General features: G+C 42.4%; 22 protein-coding genes. 19 read left to right on the forward strand and 3 right to left on the reverse strand.

The window, feature by feature from the left end; translation table 11 throughout:
• Positions 1 to 99 precede the first annotated feature (99 nt).
• The 15 genes from HLI_RS16115 to HLI_RS16185 all read left to right on the forward strand — a co-directional run bounded on the left by HLI_RS16115 (position 100) and on the right by HLI_RS16185 (position 17,563).
• Positions 100 to 1,236, forward strand: coding sequence for an ATP-grasp domain-containing protein (locus HLI_RS16115; protein ID WP_241656015.1), 1,137 nt, complete (start codon positions 100 to 102; stop codon positions 1,234 to 1,236).
• A complete protein-coding gene (locus HLI_RS16120) occupies positions 1,233 to 2,933 on the forward strand; it encodes a methyl-accepting chemotaxis protein (protein WP_128525937.1) in 1,701 nt (566 codons plus the stop codon). Before HLI_RS16115 ends, HLI_RS16120 begins: the two co-directional genes overlap by 4 nt.
• A gap of 223 nt (positions 2,934 to 3,156) precedes the next feature.
• Positions 3,157 to 5,238, forward strand: coding sequence for an LTA synthase family protein (locus HLI_RS16125; protein ID WP_128525938.1), 2,082 nt, complete (start codon positions 3,157 to 3,159; stop codon positions 5,236 to 5,238).
• Between the two features lie 254 nt (positions 5,239 to 5,492).
• Positions 5,493 to 6,029: a TetR/AcrR family transcriptional regulator gene (locus tag HLI_RS16130; RefSeq protein WP_128525939.1), complete on the forward strand. Its 537-nt coding sequence runs from the start codon at positions 5,493 to 5,495 to the stop codon at positions 6,027 to 6,029.
• 431 nt (positions 6,030 to 6,460) lie between these two features.
• On the forward strand, positions 6,461 to 7,354 hold the full coding sequence (locus tag HLI_RS16135) for a beta-keto acid cleavage family enzyme (protein ID WP_128525940.1): 894 nt from the start codon (positions 6,461 to 6,463) through the stop codon (positions 7,352 to 7,354).
• Positions 7,355 to 7,357: 3 nt separating this feature from the next.
• Entirely contained in the window at positions 7,358 to 8,305 is a 948-nt protein-coding gene (locus HLI_RS16140; RefSeq protein ID WP_128525941.1) for an L-carnitine dehydrogenase, read from the forward strand.
• Positions 8,306 to 8,318: 13 nt separating this feature from the next.
• Positions 8,319 to 8,789: a thioesterase family protein gene (locus HLI_RS16145; RefSeq protein ID WP_128525942.1), complete on the forward strand. Its 471-nt coding sequence runs from the start codon at positions 8,319 to 8,321 to the stop codon at positions 8,787 to 8,789.
• A gap of 35 nt (positions 8,790 to 8,824) precedes the next feature.
• The gene (locus HLI_RS16150; RefSeq protein WP_128525943.1) at positions 8,825 to 10,021 is read left to right on the forward strand and encodes a quaternary amine ABC transporter ATP-binding protein; all 1,197 of its coding nucleotides are present in this window, start codon (positions 8,825 to 8,827) and stop codon (positions 10,019 to 10,021) included.
• On the forward strand, positions 10,018 to 10,848 hold the full coding sequence (locus HLI_RS16155; RefSeq protein ID WP_128525944.1) for an ABC transporter permease: 831 nt from the start codon (positions 10,018 to 10,020) through the stop codon (positions 10,846 to 10,848). Before HLI_RS16150 ends, HLI_RS16155 begins: the two co-directional genes overlap by 4 nt.
• 18 nt (positions 10,849 to 10,866) lie before the next feature.
• Positions 10,867 to 11,763, forward strand: a complete 897-nt coding sequence (locus HLI_RS16160; protein ID WP_128525945.1) for a glycine betaine ABC transporter substrate-binding protein — start codon at positions 10,867 to 10,869, stop codon at positions 11,761 to 11,763.
• A gap of 61 nt (positions 11,764 to 11,824) precedes the next feature.
• On the forward strand, positions 11,825 to 13,504 hold the full coding sequence (locus HLI_RS16165; protein ID WP_128525946.1) for a CocE/NonD family hydrolase: 1,680 nt from the start codon (positions 11,825 to 11,827) through the stop codon (positions 13,502 to 13,504).
• Between the two features lie 169 nt (positions 13,505 to 13,673).
• Positions 13,674 to 14,372: an ABC transporter ATP-binding protein gene (locus tag HLI_RS16170; RefSeq protein WP_128525947.1), complete on the forward strand. Its 699-nt coding sequence runs from the start codon at positions 13,674 to 13,676 to the stop codon at positions 14,370 to 14,372.
• Positions 14,369 to 15,736: an ABC transporter permease gene (locus tag HLI_RS16175; RefSeq protein ID WP_128525948.1), complete on the forward strand. Its 1,368-nt coding sequence runs from the start codon at positions 14,369 to 14,371 to the stop codon at positions 15,734 to 15,736. Before HLI_RS16170 ends, HLI_RS16175 begins: the two co-directional genes overlap by 4 nt.
• A gap of 186 nt (positions 15,737 to 15,922) precedes the next feature.
• Positions 15,923 to 16,942: an SEC-C metal-binding domain-containing protein gene (locus tag HLI_RS16180; protein ID WP_128525949.1), complete on the forward strand. Its 1,020-nt coding sequence runs from the start codon at positions 15,923 to 15,925 to the stop codon at positions 16,940 to 16,942.
• A gap of 159 nt (positions 16,943 to 17,101) precedes the next feature.
• Positions 17,102 to 17,563, forward strand: a complete 462-nt coding sequence (locus HLI_RS16185; protein ID WP_128525950.1) for a hypothetical protein — start codon at positions 17,102 to 17,104, stop codon at positions 17,561 to 17,563.
• A 102-nt stretch (positions 17,564 to 17,665) separates the two neighbouring features.
• Here HLI_RS16185 and HLI_RS16190 read toward each other — a convergent pair whose 3' ends face one another.
• Both HLI_RS16190 and HLI_RS16195 read right to left on the reverse strand, forming a co-directional pair.
• On the reverse strand, positions 17,666 to 19,078 hold the full coding sequence (locus tag HLI_RS16190; protein ID WP_128525951.1) for an NADP-dependent glyceraldehyde-3-phosphate dehydrogenase: 1,413 nt from the start codon (positions 19,076 to 19,078) through the stop codon (positions 17,666 to 17,668).
• A gap of 254 nt (positions 19,079 to 19,332) precedes the next feature.
• Positions 19,333 to 19,926 (reverse strand): YdcF family protein, encoded by a 594-nt coding sequence (locus HLI_RS16195; protein WP_128525952.1) that lies wholly within the window; start codon positions 19,924 to 19,926, stop codon positions 19,333 to 19,335.
• Positions 19,927 to 20,135: 209 nt separating this feature from the next.
• On the opposite strand from HLI_RS16195, the gene HLI_RS16200 reads away from it, so the two are divergent.
• The 4 genes from HLI_RS16200 to HLI_RS16215 all read left to right on the forward strand — a co-directional run bounded on the left by HLI_RS16200 (position 20,136) and on the right by HLI_RS16215 (position 22,872).
• Entirely contained in the window at positions 20,136 to 20,345 is a 210-nt protein-coding gene (locus tag HLI_RS16200; protein WP_128525953.1) for a YkvS family protein, read from the forward strand.
• 228 nt (positions 20,346 to 20,573) lie between these two features.
• Entirely contained in the window at positions 20,574 to 20,828 is a 255-nt protein-coding gene (locus HLI_RS16205; protein WP_128525954.1) for a hypothetical protein, read from the forward strand.
• Between the two features lie 234 nt (positions 20,829 to 21,062).
• Complete coding sequence (locus HLI_RS16210) at positions 21,063 to 22,166, forward strand: molybdopterin-dependent oxidoreductase (RefSeq protein WP_128525955.1); 1,104 nt, start codon at positions 21,063 to 21,065, stop codon at positions 22,164 to 22,166.
• Positions 22,153 to 22,872: a hypothetical protein gene (locus HLI_RS16215; protein WP_128525956.1), complete on the forward strand. Its 720-nt coding sequence runs from the start codon at positions 22,153 to 22,155 to the stop codon at positions 22,870 to 22,872. The genes HLI_RS16210 and HLI_RS16215 overlap by 14 nt, the downstream gene beginning before the upstream one ends.
• 41 nt (positions 22,873 to 22,913) lie before the next feature.
• Here HLI_RS16215 and HLI_RS16220 read toward each other — a convergent pair whose 3' ends face one another.
• Positions 22,914 to 23,972, reverse strand: a complete 1,059-nt coding sequence (locus tag HLI_RS16220) for an LCP family protein (RefSeq protein WP_431357373.1) — start codon at positions 23,970 to 23,972, stop codon at positions 22,914 to 22,916.
• Between the last annotated feature and the right edge of the window lie 6 nt (positions 23,973 to 23,978).

Below are 23,978 nucleotides of genomic sequence, written 5' to 3' on the forward strand. Positions count from 1 at the left end.
AATCAAAATGTTTTTTTCATTATAATTTCTCTGTATGGTTTGAAAACACGGCCGATATAAAGGTAGTCCATAGAGTGTGGAACGAATAAAAACTTGGAGGTGGCCTATATCCTTATTATCGATGAAAAAATCATTTCGCCTATTCTAGTACAAATGGCCTTCAATCATCACATACCAATTTACTACACTGATGATGAAAGATCATTAGCCCTGACACAAAGCACGAAATTATTGACGAACTCTGAAAGCTGCTTGAGTCTTCTTGAGAGAAAAGCGCCTGATCACGCTCATTCAAAAGCTTCACAGCTAGTAAAGAATAAAGCAAGGTTCAGAGAAATATCTGCATCCATTAATCAAGATTATTTTTTTCGACTTCTTAGCTTAGACGAATTGCTGCACTTAGAAAAAGATACCGTTCCATTTCCAGTAGTGATTAAACCTAACAAAGGTTATTCGAGTGTAGGTGTCTACATAGTGAAAAATGAACATGAATGGGAGCAAGCTGTGCAAGGTCTTTATTCTGATCTGCTCCTTTCTGAAGGAATGTATTCCGACACTGTGATTGATAGTGAGCAAATCATCATTGAAGAATGGATTGATGGCACGGAGTTTGCTTTGGATTGTTATTTTGATGATGCAGGTGAACCAGTCATCCTCAATGCATTGAAAAGACGATTTCTTGATGACCAGGATACTTCTGATCGTATTTATTTTACATCCGCCCAGGTTATTGATGAAATACATGCCGATGCAGTCAAGTACTTGCGTTCATTAAATAAACGTTTGAACTTTACGAATTATCCTTTCCATATAGAAATAAGAAAATCAACGAAGGGAATCGTACCAATTGAAATGAATCCTCTTCGCTTTGCTGGCGCAGGGACGACAGACGTCAGTTATTATGCTTATGACATCAATGCAGCGGAAGCATATTTTTTGAATGAACAGCCGGATTGGAAACCACTTATAGAGCGTAATGATCCAGCTATATATGGCTTCTTTTGCGCAGAAGTTCCGACACAGATAAGTAAAAGTCTTATTGAAGATATTCACCATGAGCAACTGAAGCAGGAGTTTAGTGAAGTCCTGGAATACAGGGTGATTGACTCAGCAAGTGATCGTGCCTTTGCAGTAATTTTCTTTAAGACCACTAGCCTGGCAGAACTCGATTACCTGGTGAATTTAGATTTAGAGTCTTATATAGAACTGAAAAAAGTAAAGGAGACCATCAAGTGAAAAAAGACCAATTCAATCCGAAAAAATCATTGCGAGCTCAACTTTTCTTGAATTTCATCATTCCCATCATCATCTTAGGGGTGTTAGTCTTTGCATTTGTCGAAGTACTTTCTTCTCATATCGTAGATGAATATGTGCTACCTCAATTTGAACAAATATTAGAAACGAATGGGGAAGAACTTATTCGTTCGATCGATGAGGAGGCAGTCGAAGCGGCAATACAAAACCCTGAGGAAAACCATTCAGGGTTAGTCAATACACTGGATACTTTCATGGAAGGGAAAGAGCGTCTGGAATATGCATATATCCTTACCAAAGAGGCTGATACGGATTATATCGTGAGCTTGAGTGGCAGTGAAGATATGATGGTGGAATCTCCATTTACCGACGAACAGAACCAGTCCTTCAATAATGGGGAAGTTGTCATCACCTCTATTTATGAAGATGAGTGGGGTGTCCATAAATCGATTTTTATTCCCCTTGATAATACGGATGCGATTATCGGTGTCGATATGAGCACTCAGTTCGTGAAAGATTTACAAAACAATATCCATTTGTTTTTGGCAGTATTCTTAGTAGTTGCCCTAGTCCTTGGGGTATTGTTCGCCTATCTATTCGGAACTCGTCTGAATAAATCTGTTCAATCATTATTGTCTTCCGTTAAACGAATTACGGATGGTGATTTAACAGAGGAAATTGAAACGAAACGAAAAGATGAAATCGGTCAATTGGCTCGCTCCATGAATCAAATGGTCGGAAGCCTCCGTTCATTAGTGAACCGTGTATCCAGAGCGACAGATGATGTTTCAGCTCAAAGTGAAGAGTTGACCCAGGCAGCAAATGAAGTGAAAGAGGGGAGTGAGCAAGTGGCTTCAACAATGCAGGAGCTTTCTTCAGGATCGGAATCTCAAGCGAATAGCTCCAGTCACCTCTCTGAAATGATGGAAGACTTCGTTAATAAGATCGAAGAGGCTAATGAAGGCGGCCAAGAAGTATCTTCAACCTCCAAGGAAGTTCTTTCTATGACAGATGAGGGGCGGACATTGATGCAAACCTCTGTCTCTCAAATGAACAATATCAATCACATTGTCAAAGAAGCTGTAGATAAAGTGAAAGGGCTGGACCGTCAATCGAAAGAAATCAACAAGCTGGTCCAGGTCATTCAGGATATTGCGGAACAAACCAACCTATTGTCACTGAATGCGGCCATTGAAGCAGCGCGGGCTGGAGAACATGGAAAAGGATTTGCCGTTGTTGCTGATGAGGTCCGTAAACTTGCCGAGCAGGTGTCAACATCGATTGTTGATATTACGACCATTGTGGAAAAAATTCAAACAGAATCAAGCAGTGTTGCCAACTCGCTGGAAACAGGATATGAAGAAGTCAATGAAGGGTCTAAGCAGATTGAAGTGACCGGACGGACTTTCGATGACATTCACACATCCGTATCTGATATGGCAGGGAGAGTCCAACAAATCTCTTCCCACTTATCAAATGTCGCAAGAAGTAGTCAACAGATGAATACATCGATTGAAGAAATCGCCTCCGTCTCAGAAGAATCTGCGGCAGGTGTGCAACAAGTAGCTGCCTCTTCACAACAAACGAGCAGTTCGATGGAAGAAGTTTCTGTCAGCGCCCGTCAATTGTCGGAACTGGCAGAAGAATTGAATGAACAAGTAAGAGAATTTAAAGTTTAATAGAAACAAAGTAACGGACCTCAAGTCATCCAATATCTGGATGACTTGAGGTCCTATTTTTTTACATTGGTAATTCTTTTTAACCTATAAAAATAAACTTTTGTAGGATAAAAGTAAACAGTATTTACAAAGATTTAACAATTTGATAGATTTTCTTAACATTCCATACTAAAATGAAGAGAAGAAAAGAAATAAGCTCGATCATTTTAGGAGGCACCACTAGATGTTCAAAAGTGTTTTTCGTACAATTCCTTTGTTTATATCGTTTATAATTTTACTCAGTTTCCTATACATTGTTACAAGTACCGCCGTTTCAGGTGATTTGAATACGGTCATTGATGTCATCCAAGTTCATACAAGTATTATAGGTGGCATGATTTTTCTTCTTTCCCTTTCGTTATGGGCAGGAGCCATTTACTTTTTGGAGAAAAAAGGGTGGATGATGCCATTATACGAATCTAAAATCTATCGCGTATTGACGGCGTTCCTTATTGCGTTCCTGATAGGATCCATAGGAGCTTATGTGTTCCTGGCATATCATATAGATATAGAACAAATCGGGAAGACGACGGAATGGATCCAGGAATATCTGAATCGTTTCATATTTACTGCTTTTCTGTTGTCTCTCATCACTCTTGTAATCATTCTGCTTGTTGGGGAAGTTTATATGGGGGCAGGGGTGGCACTTTTCACTTACTTTATTTTAGCCATGGTCAATTATTATAAGCAGGAATATCGTAATGAGCCGCTGTTCCCTAATGATTTTATTCAAGTGGGACAGATGAAAGATGTTATACCTTTGATCTCTGATTCGATTTCTCTCCCCATTACCCTGGGAATAGCCATCGCGGCGATATTAGCAATAGCGGTATGGTTTAAGATGCCTAAGATCAAGCTGGGTTGGATATCAAGGTTGGTTATTCTCCTCCCTTTAGGCTTTGTCCTTTATTCATTCCTTTTTTACGAAGATACCTTTGCAGAATCTTTTTATGAAGAATACACAAGCTTCATGCCATGGAACCAGAATAATAATTATTACTACAATGGACCGGTTTTGGGAATGGTTTCAAATATCAAGCTGGATGTTGTACAAGAACCAGACCGATATAATGAAAAAGTTCTGGAAGCGTCTGTTGTTCAAGCAGAAGAATTGACTGTTGAGAATTCTCCAGCTGAGGAGGAAACGGTTAAGCCTAATATTGTATTTTTACTGAATGAGACTTTTTGGGATCCCACACGTTTGGATGTCCATTTTTCGGAAGACCCTATGCCTAACGTTAGAAAACTGATGGATGAATATCCTTCGGGTACCTTTTTTAGTCCAGTATTTGGAGGGGAGACCGCTAATACTGAATTTGAATTGTTAACAAGTTATTCAATGAATTATATCAACCCTGGTGGAAATCCTTTCAACCATATTCTTGCCAATGATCAATACCCGTCTGTCGTCTCCCACTTGAATAATGAAGGTTATTATAGTGAAGCCATTCACCCCAATAGTGGAAATTTATATCGGCGCCAACGGGTTTATCCTAATTTAGGGTTCGATTCCTGGAAGTTTCTTGAGGATATGACCTACACGGAAAAAGATAATAGTGAATTCGTTTCCGACCAATCGGTGGTGAATGAATTATTAGATACGATCGAGCAACAGGAAGACCCATCCTTTATTCATGCTGTAACGATTGCCAACCATTTACCATATCCGGAAGATAAATATGAAGGTGGCAGCACGATTGATGTTAAAGGAGAATCACTTTCTGAAGACTCTGAAAGGATGCTGGAGGTTTATTCAGAAGGAATCAAACGTTCTGATGCCACATTGGACCGATTGAATGAAGAAATTCAGGCGCTCGATGAGCCTACGCTTATCGTTTTTTATGGTGATCACTTACCTTCATTAGGATCAAACTTGAAAGCTTATAGAGAGGCTGGTTTCGGTACAGAAGAAGACCAGCAGACAAAAGCTGAGTTTTATGAAACCCCACTGTTGGTATTATCGAACTTTGATACAGGTTTAGACGAAGATTTAGGTACGCTGAGTCCGATTTACTTGGCACCGATGATTTCTGAGGCGCTGGGGTTGGACTCTCCACCTTTTTATGACTTCATGAATGAAATGAAGGAAGAGATACCTGCTTTCCGGAACAGGATTTATATGGAGGATGAGGGGCAAACAGTAGAATCTTCCGATCAGTTACCATCCTCCACCCAGGCAGTATTATCTGACTATCACCAATTCCAGTTTGATGTTTTATCAGGGAAACAGCATGTCATTGATCAACTTTACAACACTCAACAGTAAGGAGAAAGCCCGCTCTGTCAACCATAATCGGTTTGACAGAGCGGGCTTTTTTGTGAGCTATGATGTTGTTTTAGTTCCATATTATTCCACCTCAAGTCATCCAAATATTGGATGACTTGAGGTGGAAGATAAAGGAATGTTTGAAACTTTACCGTCTAGCTAGTAAAGTATATGTCAAATAACATCTAACTAAGAAAGTTTTACTGATGATCAGGGAGAGCTTTTCTAAATATATTTCAGATGAGGAGATTGATATGGGCAGGAATTCAAGAAAAATGGAGATTCTTACGGCTGCATCTAAAATAGTCAGTGACCGTGGTATATTCAATTTGACGTTAGAAGCAGTGGCTGAAGAAGCTGGTATCAGCAAAGGTGGCCTACTTTATCACTATCCGTCCAAAGAAGCTTTAGTACAAGGAATGGTCGAGCACCTGGCGAAGAACTATCGGGAGAAAATCGAGAATAATGTGGAAGAGGACGCTGGTGAGAATGGAAAATGGACGAGATCCTTTTTAGAAGTGACATTCAACCAGAGTTATGAAAATAAAGATATGAATGCCGGTTTGCTCGCTGCGAAAGCTGTTAATTCAGATTTGCTTGAACCGATCAGGGATGCCTATAAGTATTGGCAGACGAATATCGAAAACGATGGTCTGGATCCAGTGAAGGCGACCATCATTCGCCTGGCGATTGATGGTGTCTGGCTGTCGGAGTTGTTTGATATCTACCAAATCGAAGATGAAAAGAAAGCAGAAGTATACCGCCGCTTAAAAGCATGGGCAGAAGAATAAAGATGTTTATAATGAGTGCGCTCACCCTAATACTAGGGATGAGCGTTTTTTTAATGCTAATCCTGTTGTCGCCTATATTTTCCCACCTCAGGTAATCCGATATTTACCACCTCAAGTCAACCAGTTTATTCCAAGTCACTCTATCAAATAAAAAATCCAATTTGTTTAGTTTTTTCTGTACAGCCTGTAAGTGTTGGTCTTATAGGGTTAACTAGGAAATGATGCATTGACCCGACGTGTTTCTCATAGAAAACCCCCTTTACCCCTCTTGAAACATAACCGTCTGGATGGTACAGTTTTAAACGTACTAAAAACCGTCTGGATGGTATAGTTACTAAGCCGACTCAGCAGACGTATAGTTCGATATCGGAAAGTGAATAGTAAAATACGGCATTTATAAATAGAAGAAATCAACTAAGGAGGAAAAAACTATGAATCAAAAAGTTTTATTAACAGCAGCCGTTACAGGTGCTGGAGATACTGTGAAGAAGAATGAACATGTACCGGTGACACCAAAGGAAATCGCCGACGCGGCAATTGAATCAGCTAAAGCAGGAGCGACCGTGGCCCACGTCCATGCCCGTGACCCTAAGACAGGCGGCATCAGCCATAACGTCGACCATTATCGTGAAATCGTCGATCGTATCCGTGAGTCTGAAACAGATGTAATCATTAATATCACATCAGGTGGCGGCGGTGACTTTATTCCAAGCCTGGCCACACCAGCTGCTGGTGGAGATGGAACGGATATGCAGACACCTGCAGAGCGTCATCAGCCTGTCGGGGAATTGCTTCCTGAAATGTGCACCCTCGATTGTGGAAGCACGAACTTTGGCAACATGATTTACATGAGCCCGACCGATTGGCTTCGTGACCAAGCGAAAATGGTCCAGGAAAGTGGCGTCAAACCGGAACTTGAGTGTTTTGATACCGGCCACATCCGCTTTGCCAATCAATTGATTAAAGAAGGATTGATCGATGGAGATCCGATGTTCCAATTTTGCCTTGGTATCCCTTGGGGAGCAGAAGCAGATGCGGAAACGATTCTTTATATGAAAAACCGTCTGCCAGAGAACGCGCATTGGTCAGCTTTTGGAATCGGACGTATGCAAATGCCGATCGCTACACAGTCTGCCATGCTTGGTGGAAATGTCCGCGTAGGGTTGGAAGACAATATTTATTTGAAAAAAGGTGTAATGGCAAGAAACGATCAGTTAGTGGATAAGGCAGTGAACATGCTGCACGGAAATGGCATGGAAGCTATGACTCCGCAAGAAGCACGAGAGAAATTCCAACTGAGAAACCCGCACCAAGGAGGTAAGTGATCGATGAAAAAAGTCACTGTTGTAGGCACAGGAGTCATCGGAAATGGATGGATCGCCCGCTTTTTAGCACAAGGATTGGATGTCATAGCTTTTGATCCAGCAGAAGGGGCAGAAAAAAGAACACGACAAGCAATTGACCACGCCTGGTCTTCTTTGGAAGAACGAGGACTGGCAGAGGGAGTTTCCAAAGATCGTTTGACATTCATGGATACTATCGAGGGTGCTGTACGTGAGGCAGACTATATTCAGGAAAACGTTCCGGAGCGTGAAGAGCTGAAGAAGAGTGTCCTGCAGTCGATCGATGAGCATGCGAAGCCTGAGGCGATCATCGGTTCAAGTACCTCCGGGATTAAACCGACCATCTTGCAGGAAGGCATGGCCCACCCTGAGCGCTTTTTCGTAGCTCACCCTTTTAACCCGGTATACCTTTTGCCATTAGTAGAAATCGTAGGAGGACAAGACACGGATGCTGCTGTGATTGAAAAAGGTCATCAATTCTTTGAATCCATTGAAATGAAACCATTGATCATCCAGAAGGAAGTCGATGGCCATGTAGCTGACCGTTTAATGGAAGCTTTGTGGCGCGAAGCCCTTCATCTTGTCAATGATGGAGTTGCGACAACCGAAGAAGTAGACGCAGCTATCGTTTATGGTGCTGGTTTACGTTGGGCTCAAATGGGACCATTCCTTACTTTCCATTTAGCAGGTGGAGAACAAGGAATGCGTCATATGCTGGAACAATTCGGACCTGCTTTGAAATTACCTTGGACAAAGCTTGAAGCACCTGAATTGACAGATGAACTGAAAGAACGTGTCATTTCTGGCTGTGAAAATCATGCTGGAGATCAAACCGTTGCCGATCTGGAACAAAAGCGTAATGAATTTCTCGTTAAATTGCTCGATCTAGTTGAGGAATACTGGCCGGAAACGAACACTTCCGCTGCCAAATAAAGGAGAGATGATGATGACTAATCAAAGCTTTGAATATAACGACCAAGTCAGAAGTGAATGGGTGGATTATAACGGTCATATGAATGATGCCGCCTACGCTGCTGTTTTCAGTCATGCAGTGGATGAATTTATGAATCATATCGGTTTGGATGCATCGGCTCGTGAGTCTTTTGCTTATACGATTTTTACATTGGAGACTCATCTTTGTTACTTGAAGGAAGCTCATGAACACGAAGGTCTCCAAGTATCTGTTCAACTTCTCGATGCAGATAAAAAGCGTATGCATGTCTTTTTTGTGATGAAAAATGACAAGGACGAAGCATTAGCTACGAGTGAACAAATGTTGATGGGGATGAGTACCGAAGAAGGCCGCCCGGCTCCATTTCCTGAAGCAGTTGCTGACTTTATTGAAAAACTACGACAAGCGCATGAACATTTAGAAACACCGAAGCAAGCGGGACGTCAAATCGGCATCAGACGCTAAGTTCACTTGTTACGGAAAAGAAAGGGAGAATGTTTATGAATAAGATCGAAGTGAACCAAATGACTAAAATCTTCGGCTCTCATCCTAAACAGGGTGTCAAAATGCTGGAAGATGGAAAATCGAAGGATCAAATATTAGAAGAGGCTGGTTTGACAGTAGGTGTCAATCAGGCCTCCTTCGCGGTAGAACCTGGTGAATTTTTTGTCATCATGGGGTTGTCGGGAAGCGGGAAGTCGACATTGATCCGTCTCGTCAATCGATTGATCGAACCGACCTCTGGGGAAGTTTATATCGACGGGGAAGACATTACGAAAATGAGCCAGGGGACTCTTATAGAGACTAGAAGAAAAAAACTTGGCATGGTCTTCCAAAAATTCGGTTTATTTCCCCATAGGACGGTTTTAGCCAATGTCGGTTACGGCCTGGAGATACAAGGCATCAACAAACAGGAACGTGAGGAAAAAGCTCGCAAATCGATTGAAGATGTCGGGTTGAAAGGCTATGAAGCTAGTTATCCCGATCAATTGAGTGGAGGAATGCAGCAGCGTGTCGGCTTAGCACGTGCGCTTGCCAATGACACGGATATTTTATTGATGGACGAAGCCTTCAGTGCCTTGGATCCGTTGATTCGAAAAGAGATGCAAGACGAACTCCTTCATTTACAGAAAAAGTTAGGAAAAACGATATTGTTCATCACCCATGATTTGGATGAAGCTTTGAAGCTCGGTGACCGCATTGCCATCATGAAAGACGGAAGAATCGTCCAGGTAGGCACTTCTGAAGAAATTTTAGAAAAACCGGCCGACGATTATGTTTCAAGTTTTGTGAAAGATGTGGACCGATCGAAAGTATTAGAAGCCCATCATGTCATGAAAAAACCTGAAGTTTTGACCACTTATAAAGATGGTCCGCATGTGGCTGTACGCAAGATGGAAGAAGCGGGTGTCTCCAGTATCTTTGTTGTTGATAAGGAAGACAACTACAAAGGTGTGTTGACCATTGACGACGCAATAGATGCTTATAATAAAAAGATTGCATTGGAAGAAGTGGTGCGGGAAGGTGCTCACATTACTGGAAAAGATACGCCGTTGAAAGATTTGCTGGGGATAGCTGCTGATACGAAATATCCGATTGTCGTGGCAGAAGATGGGAAGCTCGTCGGCATCATTTCCCGTGTTTCCATTCTTTCTGGCCTCGTACTCGGTAAAGAGAAAGAGGAGGTGACAACATGAATTACTTCTATTTTCCATTAGAAGAATGGACCAATACTTTTGTTAATAATTGGCTCCTTCCTGTGCTTGGTGGTTTCTTCAATCAAATCAGTGTCGTCCTCGATACCTTTATTACGGCAGTAACAGACCTGCTGATCGCCATTCCTCCTGAAATCATTGCTCTCTTTCTTATCTTGTTATCCTGGAGAGTTGCAGGCAAAGGCATTGCCCTGTTTACATTGATTGGCTGTCTTTATCTAGGATCGGTCAACCTTTGGGATGGAGCGATGCAGACAGTGGCTGTCGTCATTGTTTCTACATTATTATCCATCATAGTCGGGATACCGATGGGGATTTTGAGTGCAACCAATAAAATGGTTGATAGAATCGTCCGTCCCATTCTGGATTTCATGCAGACACTACCAAGCTTCGTCTACTTGATTCCAGCGATTTTACTTTTCGGACTGGGAGGCGTGCCGGCTGTAATTTCTACATTCGTATTTGCCACCCCGCCGGCTGTAAGGATGACAAGTTTAGGAATCAAACAGGTACCAGCAGATGTCGTGGAAGCATCCCGCGCATTCGGGTCTACGAAGAAGCAGCTTTTGTTCAAGGTGCAACTGCCAATGGCTGTGCCAACGATTATGGCAGGTGTCAACCAAACGATCATGCTGGCTCTGTCGATGGCCGTCATTGCGTCAATGATCGGGGCTCCGGGACTTGGATCCACCGTGCTTTCAGGCATCTCGACAGTCAATGTCGGACTTGGTCTGACAGGTGGACTTGGAATAGTCGTATTAGCAATTGTGCTTGACCGTATTACGCAAGGGTTTGGACAAAAAGTATAAATTAAGGAGAGGTTTAGTATGAAAAAAGTATTATTCGGCTTAATGACTGCTTTATTTTTAGTATTAGTGATCGGTTGCTCTGCAGAGGGAGAAGAAAGCAGTGGGGAATCGAACTCAGAAGGGGAACAAGCTTCTGAAAGTAAGGATGAGACGATCAAGTTTGGTGTTACGCCTTGGACGAGTACAGTCCCACCTACAAAAATCGCTAGTCTGATTTTACAGGATATGGGCTACAAAGTAGAAGAAACAGAGACGAACGTCGGCGGTGTCTTCATGGGATTATCCCGTGGTGACCTGGATGTCTTCATGGATGCCTGGTTCCCGATGCACGAAGTCCACATGGAAAAATTCGGTGACAAGTTAGAACGTACGGCTGTAAGCTACCCGAAAGCAGAGACAGGCTGGGTCGTTCCTGCTTACATGGAAGACGTAAATTCCATTTCTGATTTGAAAGGCATGGAAGACGAGTTCGGTAATGAAATGTTCGGCATTGAAGAAGGAGCAAGCGCTACAAAAGAATCCAATGAGCTAATTAAGGCTTATGATTTGGACATGAAGCAAGTGAATTCTTCTGAAGGTGGTATGATGGCTCAAGCCATTCGTTTGATGGAACAGGAGAAGCCGGTTGTGTTCTTCGGCTGGCGTCCACACACGATGTTCAATAAACATGATTTGAAGATCCTTTCCAATGATCAAGGTTTCTTTGAATCTTCTTCTGTTGAAGTTGTAACAAACAGTAACTTGAGTGAAAGAGCTCCAGAAGCTTACGAATTCTTGAGTAATTGGAACATCTCGATCGACGAGGTAGAGAAAATGATCGTTGAAATCGAGGAAAACGGCAAGGACCCGGAAAAAGTGGCGCGTGAATGGATTGAGAACAACCAGGATAAAGTCGCTGAAATGAAGGGCGAATAACTAGGAGAGAAGGGATCTGTACATAGCTGCAGGTCTCTTTTTTCTACAGGAGGAATGTTGTTTGAAAGCGATTATCGTAGAAAAAGATGTAGCATGTGAAGTATCTGATGGAACCACCTTATTTGCGAATGTTTATCGCCCTTCTGAAGAAGGCACCTTTCCTGTCTTACTTACAAGACTACCATATGACAAAAATTTGCCGGAGTTTTCCCACCGGTTTATCGATCCTATCCGTATTGCTCGTGAAGGTTACATTGTCATCATTCAAGATGTAAGGGGGAGGTTTACTTCAGAGGGGAACTTCCGCCCTTTTTTACAAGAAAAACAAGATGGGTATGATACCGTCGAGTGGGCAGCTCGCCTACCTTACAGCAATGGAAAAATAGGGATGTTCGGACTCTCTTATTATGGCTTCACTCAACTTTATGCGGCTGTAGAGAAACCGCCGTCCTTGAAGGCTCTTTTCCCGGTAATGACCGGAAGTGAACTTGATGAGGGGCTCATTTACAGAGGAGGAGCTTTGGAACTTGGGTTGTTCGCGACCTGGTTGTTAGAGTCGATTGCACCTGACTACTTGAGCAAAGCAGGCAGGACTCCAGAAGAAGTTCGATTGTTGGAAAATGCGCTTGAAGTGGTGTTAGAGTCGTTTGAACACAGCGCTTTGAAAGAATGGTCTTCCCTATTTCAATGTGAGCCTGCTTTAGAAGAGTTGTTTAATGAATATAGAAAAGAAGAAACGTTAATAGAGGCATCGATATCTTCACAGTTGGAAGAGATCGATTTACCTGCTTACCATATGGCAGGCTGGTATGATTGTTTCCTTGGTCCGACACTCAAAAATTATCAGCTTATGAAACAAGTGAATCCGAATCAACGATTGATCATCGGTCCGTGGGCACATGGTGACTTTTCTTCAGTGATCGGCGAGCGATCATTTGGACGTCATAGTGCAGGGTCTTCCATTGAAGGACGAGATGATCTTACATCACTGCATACCTCCTGGTTCGACTTTTGGCTGAAGGGAAGGAATCATCCCTTATTCGATGAGAAGCCGGTGAAAATATTTGTGATGGGGATGAATGAATGGCGTGGAGAAGAGGAGTGGCCTTTGAAGCGGGCGAGGTATACCCCCTTTTATTTAAGTGGGAATGGTAACTCCAATTTACAAGAAGGGCGATTGTATGATGATATTTCGCTTGTAGATGCCTGTGACCGGTTTGTCTATGACCCAGAAAATCCTGTGCCGACGCACGGTGGTGGGACATTGTTTTACCAGGGAAGGAATGTCGGACCGAGAATCCACCAGCCTTCGCAGACAAGGGAAGATGTGCTTGTCTATGCTACAGACCCTCTTAGGGAAAAAGTGGAGGTGACCGGAGAAATAAAGGTCTGCTTATGGGTATCCTCTGAAGCTGTTTCTACGGACTTTACAGCGAAGCTTTTGGATGTCGCTCCTGATGGGACGGCAGTTAACTTGACAGATGGAGTGTTTAGAATCCCTCATAGTGAGAATAAGCCGATGCGGATTGAGATTGATTTATGGGCCACGAGCAACGTCTTCCTCACCGGTCATTCGATTCAAATAGAAGTGTCGTCGAGTAACTTCCCTCGCTATGATGTCAACCCTAATACAGAAGGGACATTATCGGAGACTACTCAAACGAAGAAGGTCATTCAAGCGATTCACCAAGGAAAAGACTACCCATCCCACATCTTGTTGCCGATAATCCCAGATAACTGACTCAATAAATCAACCATTTTTTACCACCTCAAGTCATCCAGATTCTGGATGACTTGAGGTGGTTTTTTATTCCATCTACCTATCTTCCACTCCTTTTCCAAAAAAAGATGAAATGATTTGCTATTTTGCTTCGTCATATATGGTGAGAGACCAATAAGGAGGAACAAACGTGATCAAAGTAGACGAGTTATCTCACTCTTTTTATGTAGGAAAGAAAAATAAACGCCAGGAAGTCCCTGTTTTAAAAAGTATCAACCTGGAAATCCATGAAGGTGAAGTGGTATCCATTGTCGGGCGCAGTGGATCAGGAAAATCGACCTTGCTTAATCTGATGAGTGGATATATCAAACCGACAAGTGGTGATTTGCACATCAAAGAAACACGGGTGACAGATTTTACTGAAGCTAAGTGGGCCAGTTTTCGCTCAGATCATTTAGGGTTCATTTTTCAAAGCTTTCAATTGATTCCAAGTATGACAGCCTATCAAAATATCGAACTTCCATTAGTCATGAAAGGGATCGCTGAAAAAGAGCGGACTGTCCTTGTTGAACAGATGTTAGAGAAAGTGGGTTTAGCAGATTATAGCGATCACTATCCATCAGAGCTGTCAGGAGGTCAGCAGCAGCGTGTTTCAGTCGCAAGAGCATTAATCGTGAACCCGCCGATCATACTGGCTGATGAACCGACAGGAAGTCTTGATCAGGAAACAGAAGAAGAATTGCTTTCCTTCATAAAGCAGTTGAATAAAGAAGAAAACATCACATTTGTCATTATCACCCACGATGACGAAGTGGCTGATATTGCAGATCGGACAATTCGCTTGGAAGATGGATTCCTAGTGCCGAATGAAGAGGAGGCAGGACGATGAAGTGGAAAGACCGGCTGAATTTTATTAGACAAAATATGAAGAAAAACAAGTCTCGTGTATTCATGACGATTTTAGCAACAGCAATCGGCTGTGCCTTTCTGATTGTGCTTGCTTCTGTCGGCTTCGGGGCCCAGCGTTTCATCGTCAATGATATCATGCAAGACCGCAGTATTACGGAAATTCAAGTACAAGGCAAGCGGGCAGTTGAAGAGGGGGAGAACCCTGGGGTTACCAAGGCAGACATCGAGAAATTCGAAGAGATTGAGAATGTCAAAGCAGTCTCCCATAAAATCATGGTAGAAAACGAGACGACTGTTCAATATGAGGGATACTCCACCCAATCTTCCGCTCGTGCTGTCGATTTTTCTGCAGAGAAAAAAGCAGGACTGAATCTTTCATCGGGTGAAATGCCTGAGGCAGATAATGAGGTCATCGTAGGTTATCATTTGAATCAGTATTTGCATAAAGAAGAAGGGCTGACCGATGAAGAGCTGTACAACGAAGAAGGAGTCGTAAAAGAAAAGTATCAATTAGGAGAGAGTTTGCTGGGGAAGACCATACAAATGGAAGTCAGGCAATTTAAAGATGGAGAAATGGTCAGTGAAACATTTCCTTTAGAAGTTGTCGGCGTTGCAGAAGAACCTGCGAGGGATTGGCAGAAAGATCGAGACGTCTTCATTTCTTCAGCGATGCTTACCAATATTGAATCATTTACCGGAACCACGAATGGCCAAATGATCCGGCCTGAGATGAGCGAAGAAGAAATCAATTCCATCCAAGATGCTGAACAGGAACGGACCTATCAACAAGTGAATGTCATTGCTTCGAATATGGAACAAGTGGAATCCATTTCTCAAACACTGAAGGATGATGGCTACCACATTTATTCAGTGACTGAAGAGCTGGATCAAATCAATATCGTATTTGCAGTCGTGAAAACAGGTCTCGTCATTGTCGGTGCGATTGCTCTCTTGATCGCGTCGATCGGAATTTTCAATACGATGTCCATGGCTGTGACCGAACGGACACAAGATATCGGAATAATGAAAGCTATTGGCGGCCATCCGAAAATGATCCGCAGTATCTTCTTGATGGAAAGCGGTTATATCGGTTTAATGGGGGCGATAGTGGGTGTAATAGTCGCTTACCTTATAAGTTTCGCAATCAATCAGATATTGCCGATCGTCATCCAGCAAGTGTTCAATGAGTCTCCGGATACAGTGATCCAGCTTTCCTATATCCCGCCATATTTAGTACTGTTGTGTGTGGCGTTGAGTATTGGAGTAGCGATGCTTTCAGGTATGAAACCAGCCAAGAAAGCAACCAATATCGATGTCTTGCGCGCCCTGAGAAGAGATATATAAAGGGTATTTAACAAATACTACCACCTCAAGTGAACCATTATTTTCCACCTCAAGTCATCCAGATTCTGGATGACTTGAGGTGGATTTTTATTCCAACCCTCTTTCCCCTCGCTTTTTTTTGCATGTTAGAGGAATATTCGGTACCCTAGTAGAGTTGACGTTTACACAATTAGGAGAGGGATTTAAATGAGTAAGATTAAAAGAAACGACCCATGCCCGTGCGGAAGTGGAAAAAAATATAAGAAATGCTGTATGAATAAAAATGACGATGGGGCTTTTTCAACAAGTCTTCATGAAGAGTTGAATACCCACTATAGTCACTTTATGGCATATGTAAACCGTAATTATCCGAATTTGACGCCTGCCGAAAACAAGGAGAGCCAGGAAGAGGAAATTGAAGTCGCTTTCCGTTTGGTCCAGTCTGTTTTCATCGAGCAGCAGAAAAATAAACTCACCATTTACGAAGAATTTCTCGATAAGAAAAAAGAAGGAATTACGCGTCCAGCTACGTTGGCTTCGCTTGAAGACTGGAAGAGTCCGGTAGCTGGCGTATTTGAAATCAAACAACCTGCAACCGAACAAACGGTGATGGTTGAAGATGTGTGGAGCAATGAATCTTACGAAGTTAATCGTGATGGGATCCCGCTCAAAGAAGAAAACTATGCGTATATGCCTTATTGCATCGGTGTATTGCTTAAATGGGGCTCTGTTTATAACTTCATCCCGCTTGCCATCCCGAACTATGCTTCTTCTTATCAGTCTTTCCGTGAAAAAGTAAACCAGGATTACGACAACAGCTCATACACTTCTATGAAACAGTACATGCAAGCTACGTTGATTGAACAGCTGAAAGCCTGGTTGTACATGAACACTTCGGAAGACGCTGAGCCAACGAACACAGGAAAAACGAACGATGATGAGGTCGTCGAATTGTTAGACACTCAAATGGAGGATGAACTCACATCTTCTGACTCCTTTAGAAAATTGAAAAAAAGCTGGCAGGATTATAAAGAAGAACAGCAGCCAGCCTTCCGCAAGCCTGAAGTCGTGGCAGCTGCTTTAGAGCATATTTACCGCAGCACTACTTATTTCCGCGACGATGCTGAGAAAATAACGAAAAAAGAAGTAGCCACTAAATATGAGGTTAGTCCGAGCAGTATGAGTAATCGGATCAACAAACTTCAGGACTTTTTTGAAGAAAAATAACCAATTATCTGTAGAACGTCTCGTAAATAAACGGGCGTTCTTTTTCCATTATTAAAGTCTTTGCAAAATCTCTCTCCATAAGGTCTGATTCAAAAATTGGGTCAGGCTTTTCTTTTTTATCCTCTTGATGCATACCGTAAGAAGAGGGAGGGGGAAGAGATGAAGAGTAAGCAGACACCGAAATCTTTCCTGTTGATTCTTTTACTTGTGTTACTTGCATCTGTTGCGCTATTCATTTTTTATATCACACGCCCCAGCCATCAAGCAGAGAGCGTAGTGGAGGAATTCTACATCTATGAACAAAAAGCGCAATTCTCTGATTCCTGGGAACTGTTACATTCCCAAATGAAGGATAAATTCACAAAAGGTCATTACATACAGGACCGTGCTCATGTGTTTATGAATCATTTTGGTGTGGAGACATTTTCTTTTACAGTCAATGATGTAAAAAAGATGGATGAATGGTCGATGGAAAAAGGATCGAAGCCTTTGAAGGGCGTTTATTATATGACTGTTGTGCAAACATTCAAAGGGAAGTATGGACATTTCAGGCTCCATCAGGATGTATATGTAGCGAAGGAAAAGGAGAAGTGGAAAATTCTATGGGATTATCATAAGTGATGGGTACGAATATTCATGATAATAGCGGCCGCACATCGGGTCTGAAATAACGTAAAAAAGCACTTCCTCCTCGGGAAGTGCTTTTATGTGTGAGTGAAGTTTTCACATATTCAAAATGAATACTTTATCACGTGTCATAGACTCAATGCTGCGGCGAATGCCCTGGGAGCCAAGTCCAGAGTTTTTCGCACCGATGAAGGGGAAGTGGTCTGGTCCGCGTTCTGTTTTTGCATTGTACTGGACAGAGCCGACTTCCAGTTTGGAGCCGATATGCATCGCTTTTTTTACATCTTCTGTAAAAATACTCGCTTGAAGGCCGTACTGTGACTCGTTTGAAATAGCCACATAATCGTCTTCATTTTGTATACGGATGATCGGCAGCACAGGTCCGAATGGTTCTGTCCAGGCGATTTCCATGTCTGACGTTACGTTATCCAACAGGGTCGGATAGATCAAGTTGTCTTCACGTTTGTTTCCGACAACCAGTTCTGCTCCTTTTTCGATGGCGTCTATAATCAGGTTTTCGACTTTATCAGCTGCCTCATCGTTAATCAATGGAGTGATTGTTGCATTATCAGCAGGCGAACCCACAGAAAGCTGGTCCATCTCTTTTTTGATTTTCTCTGCCAATTCATCTGCTGCTGAATCAGCGACCAGCACTCGCTTGATGGCTGTACAACGCTGTCCGGAGTATGAGAAGGCACCGCCGACAATATTTTTCGCTGCCAGTTCAAGGTCCGCGTCTTCAAGCACGATGGCAGGGTCTTTCCCGCCCAATTCAAGAACGACAGGAATCATTTTCGCCTGTTGAGAAATGGATTGGCCGACTTCTGTGCTTCCTGTGAACGTTACCATATCGATTTTAGGATGAGTTACAATGAAGTCACCGATTTCTGACCCCTTACCGGTGACAAATTGGATGACTCCTTCGGGGAGGTCTGTTTCCAATAATGCTTTAATCATCAATTGCCCGCTAAGAGCACCTTGAGTCGCTGGCTTGAAAACGACAGAGTTCCCTGTAATCAAAGCGGGAGCAATTTTGGAAGCAGCTAAATTTACGGGATAGTTGAATGGGGAAATCGCCAGGACAACACCCAGGGGCTCCTGTTCAACCATGGCGATTTTATCTTTTGACCCGCCTTTGAATGAGTCCCCTTTCATCATGTCTCCATGATAACGGACGCCTTCTTCAGCTGTATAGCGGATCAAATCAGCTGTACGTACGACTTCTTTTTGCGCAGAAGCTAGTCCTTTCCCTACTTCTTCTGAAACCATTTGAGCGATTTCCTGCTGGTTTTCTACCAATTTATCAGCCCAATTGTGAAGGATCTCTGCACGTTTATATAATTCAGTTTCAGCCCATTGTGTTTGGGCGTCACTGGCGTTATGGATAGCTTCACTTACCTGTTTCTGTGACATGAGGTCCAAGTTGCCAAGCAGTTGGTTGCCTGTTACGGAATAAATTTCTTTTGTGTCTGTGTTTTTTACGTTTGCTATTGAAACGCTAATGATCAATCACTCCTTATTTGAATGTTCTTACAATTATAATAGGAGATGGGGTTGCATTCTCAAGTGTGATGACAGCGGTAACATTCATTGTTTAAGCGCTATCATTAGGCTTGTATCAAGAATAACTCCCTCATTCTTAAATTTGCTTGCTAATGGGAATATTTACATAAAAAAAGCTCTCCACCTAAAAGGGAGGCCGCTGAAAAAACCTTATCAATTCAGAGGAGCTGTTAAACGACCCCCCTCGTGATAATACTAGGTCAATGGAAGAGAAGCCGGATTGAATAAGTGATAAGTTTGACATATTCAGCGAAGGTCATCTTTTCTTCTCGTTCAGAAAGACCATCTTCTGGGTTGAAAAAGGAAGAAGCAAAAGAATAGGAAAGTTCGATCTCATCATTATAGATGTTTTCGAACGTCATTTTCGTCCGCCTTGAATGGTAATCGTTCGTTACTACTATCGCTGAAGTCCACTCGTTTTGATCCATGATTTCTTCTGAAAAAACTGCGTTCTCATATGTACTTTCCGCCTTATTCTCTTCGACAACCGCTCCCTCAGGTATACCTTGGGCAACAGCATCTTCTGATTGCGTGCCTGGTTCTGTGGCGTTTGTAAGGATCATATTGTCCGCAAGCCCCTCCTCATATAACTGAACTGCATGATCCAATCTGCTTGCATTTCCACTTAATACAATTATGGCATCTGCTTCTCCGGTTTCTTTTGGTGAATCCTCGACAACTAAGAATTCAGGACCTAGCATAAAAAGAGTGATAATGCCGATAATGAACAGGGTGAGGATGATAGAGGAGGTCAAAAGTATGCTTTTTTTAACTTTATTTATCGGTGTTTTCAAGAACTGGTCCCCCTTCTCTATATAATATTTGGTAAGTATGTATATATCTCCTCAGAAAAAAGCTAAACATCGAAGCTTTTTACTTGTATAATTTTGTCGAATCGAGTAACATATATTGTAAAAGTTTTATTTGAATTGTTTGTCAATTCAAGCTAAGATAAATTCAACGCAGTTGAAAATAATACGAGGAAGAGAAAGGGTAGAGAGATATGGTACAACCTGACGATCGCATTGCCACACCTGGTCAAATCGTAACCTTTGAGCGTAATGATATCACATTTACAGGGAAAGTCATCCCTAGTCAATGCCAACAGTCTGTCATCGTCGATTTGACGATTATGGATAACTTAGATGAAATCGATTTCGAATACGATAGGACGGTTGTCGCTCATACTAACTATCGTATTATAGAAGAATAATTTTCCGGTGCCCTCTCTTAACACTTAAGAGAGGGTTTTATTTTTATATAATCCATTATTACCTTCATAATACAACAGAGGAAAAACCTACCTATGTTTTCTTATATAGTAAATTCTGCTGTTTTCAATAGGTTGATTTTCTATTATATTATAGGATATAGGGATTTGGGACTGTGCTGTGCGCTTCTAATTAAATCAGTCATGAGAGGGTGAAGTGGATTGGCACACATGGAAAAATTAGTATTAGATGATGAAGAATTATCCATTCTGGCGAGATATAGTGTGCGAGTGGATCAAACGATTGTAGTGGAACCACTTAAAAGATTGACGGAAGATACGGTCAACCGTATTCTGGAGAAGAATTCCACGGTGAAGAAGGTTGGCATCCAGGCATCCGATCTTTCATCACCATTGACATTTGAAGGTCCTTATATGTTCAAAAGGGTAAATGGTATTTTAATATTCAATCGTACAGCATCTTAGAGTTACATACTTCAATTTCGAGAACTTCCGAGCTATGCGGGAAGTTCTTTTTTAGTTAGGTTATTTAGGAGGGGACACTTTAAGCAAGGATATATGTCGCTTTTCCGGAAAGATTCTCTTCCGAACATCGGTGTGTTGATTTTTGCCGCTGTTTCTCCCATAATCAAGCTAACGTTAAACCAGAACAACCACGGAACTGGGATTTTATCATGACGATAAGGGAAGAAGGATACTATGAGGAAAAAACTCGTAAGACTTCATCATTTACATGCTTTTATGGTCATCATTCTATTACTATCAGGCACGCTCCTCTATGTGACGCCGACAAGAACCTGGTTTAACCAAATCAGTTTTCCTCTTGTTACGTTCCATATTGTAATCGCTATCATTTATGTTGTTATTGTGATTTTCAGTCTACGTCCGCTCCTTCAATACATATCAAAAGCACCCCGCCTCAAAAAATTCAATGGTCGCCTTATGATCACAGCTGCGCTTTTATGGAGCGGGTCAGGAGTTATTATGTATTTTCAGGCATCTTTCCCAGTCAATGTCCGTAACCAAGCTGTTTTGATTCACGATTTGAGCACCTTATTAATGATGCCGTGGATATTCACACATACGATTGGTCATTTTTTTCAATTGAGAGTCAGTTGGCCGAAATGGTGGCGCACAAAATCTCCTTTACCCCCGGCGATTCAGGAAAATGTGTGGACACGCCGTGATTTTCTCAAATTTTCTGGGATCGGTCTTGTGTTCTTAGCCATCGGTTCTTCTATCAAATGGATGCTGCCTACGTTTTCCATTGCTACAGAAGAAAATAAAAGAAGGGGATATTTCAGGATTTACAATGTAACGAATGATTATCCTCGTTATGAAGAATCGCCCTGGAATTTGAAAATCGAAGGATTGGTCGATCGCTCAGCCGATTTGACGATGGAAGACCTTCGCCGTTTACCTGCAACGACTTTTGTCGATGATTTTCACTGTATCACAGGATGGAGTGTACACGGCGTTGAAATGAAGGGTGTAAAAGTGAAAGATTTGCTGGACGATTATGAGATTAAGCCTGGAGGAGAGTTTGTCACAGCTTATTCAGGAGACGGAGAATATTATGATTCTTTCAGAACGAGTCAACTGGTCGATGAAGGGGCCTTGCTTATTTACGAATTCGACGGCCGGCCATTGAAAAAAGCTCAAGGGTATCCTTGTCGTTTGTATCATCCATCGATGTATGGGTATAAGTCAGTGAAATGGGTGAACCGCTTGGAGTTCACCAAAGAAAGGGAGCTCGGTTACTGGCAGAAGAGTGGAGGTTATGATGTAGATGGGTATCTTTAAGCCGGCAAAAAAGTGGATTGTTCCGTTGCTGGCTGCTTTGATTGGAATAGGGGCAGGATTGATTTTTTTCCCTAGCGAGCAAGAGCATCATTACCGTAAATGGCAGTCTTTGTTAGGCGGACCACAAGGACATGCTTATGAAATATCCACCTTTTATTCACGTGACGAAGAGACAGCTTCAAAAAGCCGTGGCTACTGGTCAGACGCGCGGTCCAGCTACAATGTGCAAACACCTGTGTCTGATGAGAGCTCCTTTGAATTTGAAGTTTTTATAGAAGAAGAGACTTTTTATGTGAATAGCGGGGGAGAATGGAGTAAAGGGAACCGCCCCCACCGGGTTATTGATGAACTTCGTCCGTTGGATGACCCATTTTCCTGGGTCAGTTCATTAATAGAGGAGGCGGACAGTGTCGAGTATTCAAAAAAAGGTGGGACGGTCAGTTATAAGGCCCATTTCCAATCTATGAATGAAGTGGACTTCCGGGGCATTATGCTGAAGAAGCAAATCGACACGACCTTAACGATGTCATTGGTGGATGGAAATTGGGAGTCGCTCTCATTAAAAGCACAACCGGAAAGACCTGATGAGATCGGCGTCTTGCAATCCTATCCTGAGACTATTACATATGAAATGGAGTTTTCGGTATTTGACGGGGAGGTACCGGCCAAGCCTGAAGAAGCAATCGAAGCTGAACCACTTGATTGAACAAAAAAACCGCCCGCCGTATTTGGCGGACGGAAGTTTGATTATTGATTTTGATAAGCATCGTTTTGATCATCTGTACTCTCATAATCACTCGGAAGTTTAAATCCTAACTCCTGTTTCAGATTCCTTTTTACATTTTGTAAACTCTCTTCATCCGGAACGAAGTAATAGAGGCCATTCTCAAGGCGAGTGTTCTCCCCTTCAATCTCAAATGTCTCTGTATTGGATTCCTCTTTGGAGAACGCACGCTGTATGGCATAAAGCTCTCTAGGACTAAGGTTTGTGGAGACGTTTTTACCCAGAACATCGGCGATTTCCCCCGCTTTGAAAATAGTCCCCGCAGAAATGGCTTCATCAATACTCGCTTTAATGAACTGACGCTGCCTTTCATCTCTTGGATAAGTCAATGCGGCATCTCGTTTTCTCATACGGACGAAAGCTAATGCTTCCTCCCCGTCCATTTGCATCGGTCCTTCTTCAAATTCAATCTTCTCGTAGTAATCCACACTGCTCCGTTCCCAGAACCCTTCTTTGATGTCAACGGTCACCCCGCCTAACAAATCAACGACTTCAATGAATCCTTCAAAGTTTACAGTAGCATATTTATCTATGGGAATTTCCAAGTAGTCTTCAACCGTTTCAACAGCAAGCTTTTCTGCTCCGTAACCGGAAAGTTCTCCGAGTGTGTAGGAGGCATTAAGTTTATGCTTGCCTGCATATTCTTCCCCCACTTTATAGGATGGAAGTTCTACCCTCGTGTCTCGTGGAATGCTGGTCATCGTGATCTTATTTGTTTCAGGGTCAAGTGTCATCACGATTTGAGTATCTGCCCGTCCCGCTTTTCCATCTGTCGAATAGTCTTCAACCCCCATCAACAGGATGGATATCGGATCGTCACCGATATCTACCGCTTCTTCACGAAGATCGGATTTATCACCACGGCCCAATTCTTCATATGAGGCTGTATAGACTTGAGAGACGTAATAAAAGCCGCCTCCCATCATTAATGCGATTAAAAAGAGTAGAGCAGCAATTCTTCTTATTTTCTTCTTTTTTTTGCGTCTGCGCACGCGCACGATTCGTTTAGTCAAAAGTAACACCTCGAT

The organism is Halobacillus litoralis (assembly GCF_004101865.1).
Taxonomy (GTDB): Bacteria; Bacillota; Bacilli; order Bacillales; family Halobacillaceae; genus Halobacillus; species Halobacillus litoralis_A.

Excerpts from the sequence above, each read along its gene's own strand:
- HLI_RS16145 (WP_128525942.1), top strand. The coding sequence starts at position 8,319 with ATGACTAATCAAAGCTTTGAATATAACGACCAAGTCAGAAGTGAATGG.
- HLI_RS16135 (WP_128525940.1), top strand. The coding sequence starts at position 6,461 with ATGAATCAAAAAGTTTTATTAACAGCAGCCGTTACAGGTGCTGGAGAT.
- HLI_RS16125 (WP_128525938.1), top strand. The coding sequence starts at position 3,157 with ATGTTCAAAAGTGTTTTTCGTACAATTCCTTTGTTTATATCGTTTATA.
- HLI_RS16175 (WP_128525948.1), top strand. The coding sequence starts at position 14,369 with ATGAAGTGGAAAGACCGGCTGAATTTTATTAGACAAAATATGAAGAAA.
- HLI_RS16150 (WP_128525943.1), top strand. The coding sequence starts at position 8,825 with ATGAATAAGATCGAAGTGAACCAAATGACTAAAATCTTCGGCTCTCAT.
- HLI_RS16210 (WP_128525955.1), top strand. The coding sequence starts at position 21,063 with ATGAGGAAAAAACTCGTAAGACTTCATCATTTACATGCTTTTATGGTC.
- HLI_RS16185 (WP_128525950.1), top strand. The coding sequence starts at position 17,102 with ATGAAGAGTAAGCAGACACCGAAATCTTTCCTGTTGATTCTTTTACTT.
- HLI_RS16140 (WP_128525941.1), top strand. The coding sequence starts at position 7,358 with ATGAAAAAAGTCACTGTTGTAGGCACAGGAGTCATCGGAAATGGATGG.
- HLI_RS16130 (WP_128525939.1), top strand. The coding sequence starts at position 5,493 with ATGGGCAGGAATTCAAGAAAAATGGAGATTCTTACGGCTGCATCTAAA.
- HLI_RS16200 (WP_128525953.1), top strand. The coding sequence starts at position 20,136 with ATGGTACAACCTGACGATCGCATTGCCACACCTGGTCAAATCGTAACC.
- HLI_RS16180 (WP_128525949.1), top strand. The coding sequence starts at position 15,923 with ATGAGTAAGATTAAAAGAAACGACCCATGCCCGTGCGGAAGTGGAAAA.
- HLI_RS16205 (WP_128525954.1), top strand. The coding sequence starts at position 20,574 with ATGGAAAAATTAGTATTAGATGATGAAGAATTATCCATTCTGGCGAGA.
- HLI_RS16155 (WP_128525944.1), top strand. The coding sequence starts at position 10,018 with ATGAATTACTTCTATTTTCCATTAGAAGAATGGACCAATACTTTTGTT.
- HLI_RS16160 (WP_128525945.1), top strand. The coding sequence starts at position 10,867 with ATGAAAAAAGTATTATTCGGCTTAATGACTGCTTTATTTTTAGTATTA.
- HLI_RS16215 (WP_128525956.1), top strand. The coding sequence starts at position 22,153 with ATGGGTATCTTTAAGCCGGCAAAAAAGTGGATTGTTCCGTTGCTGGCT.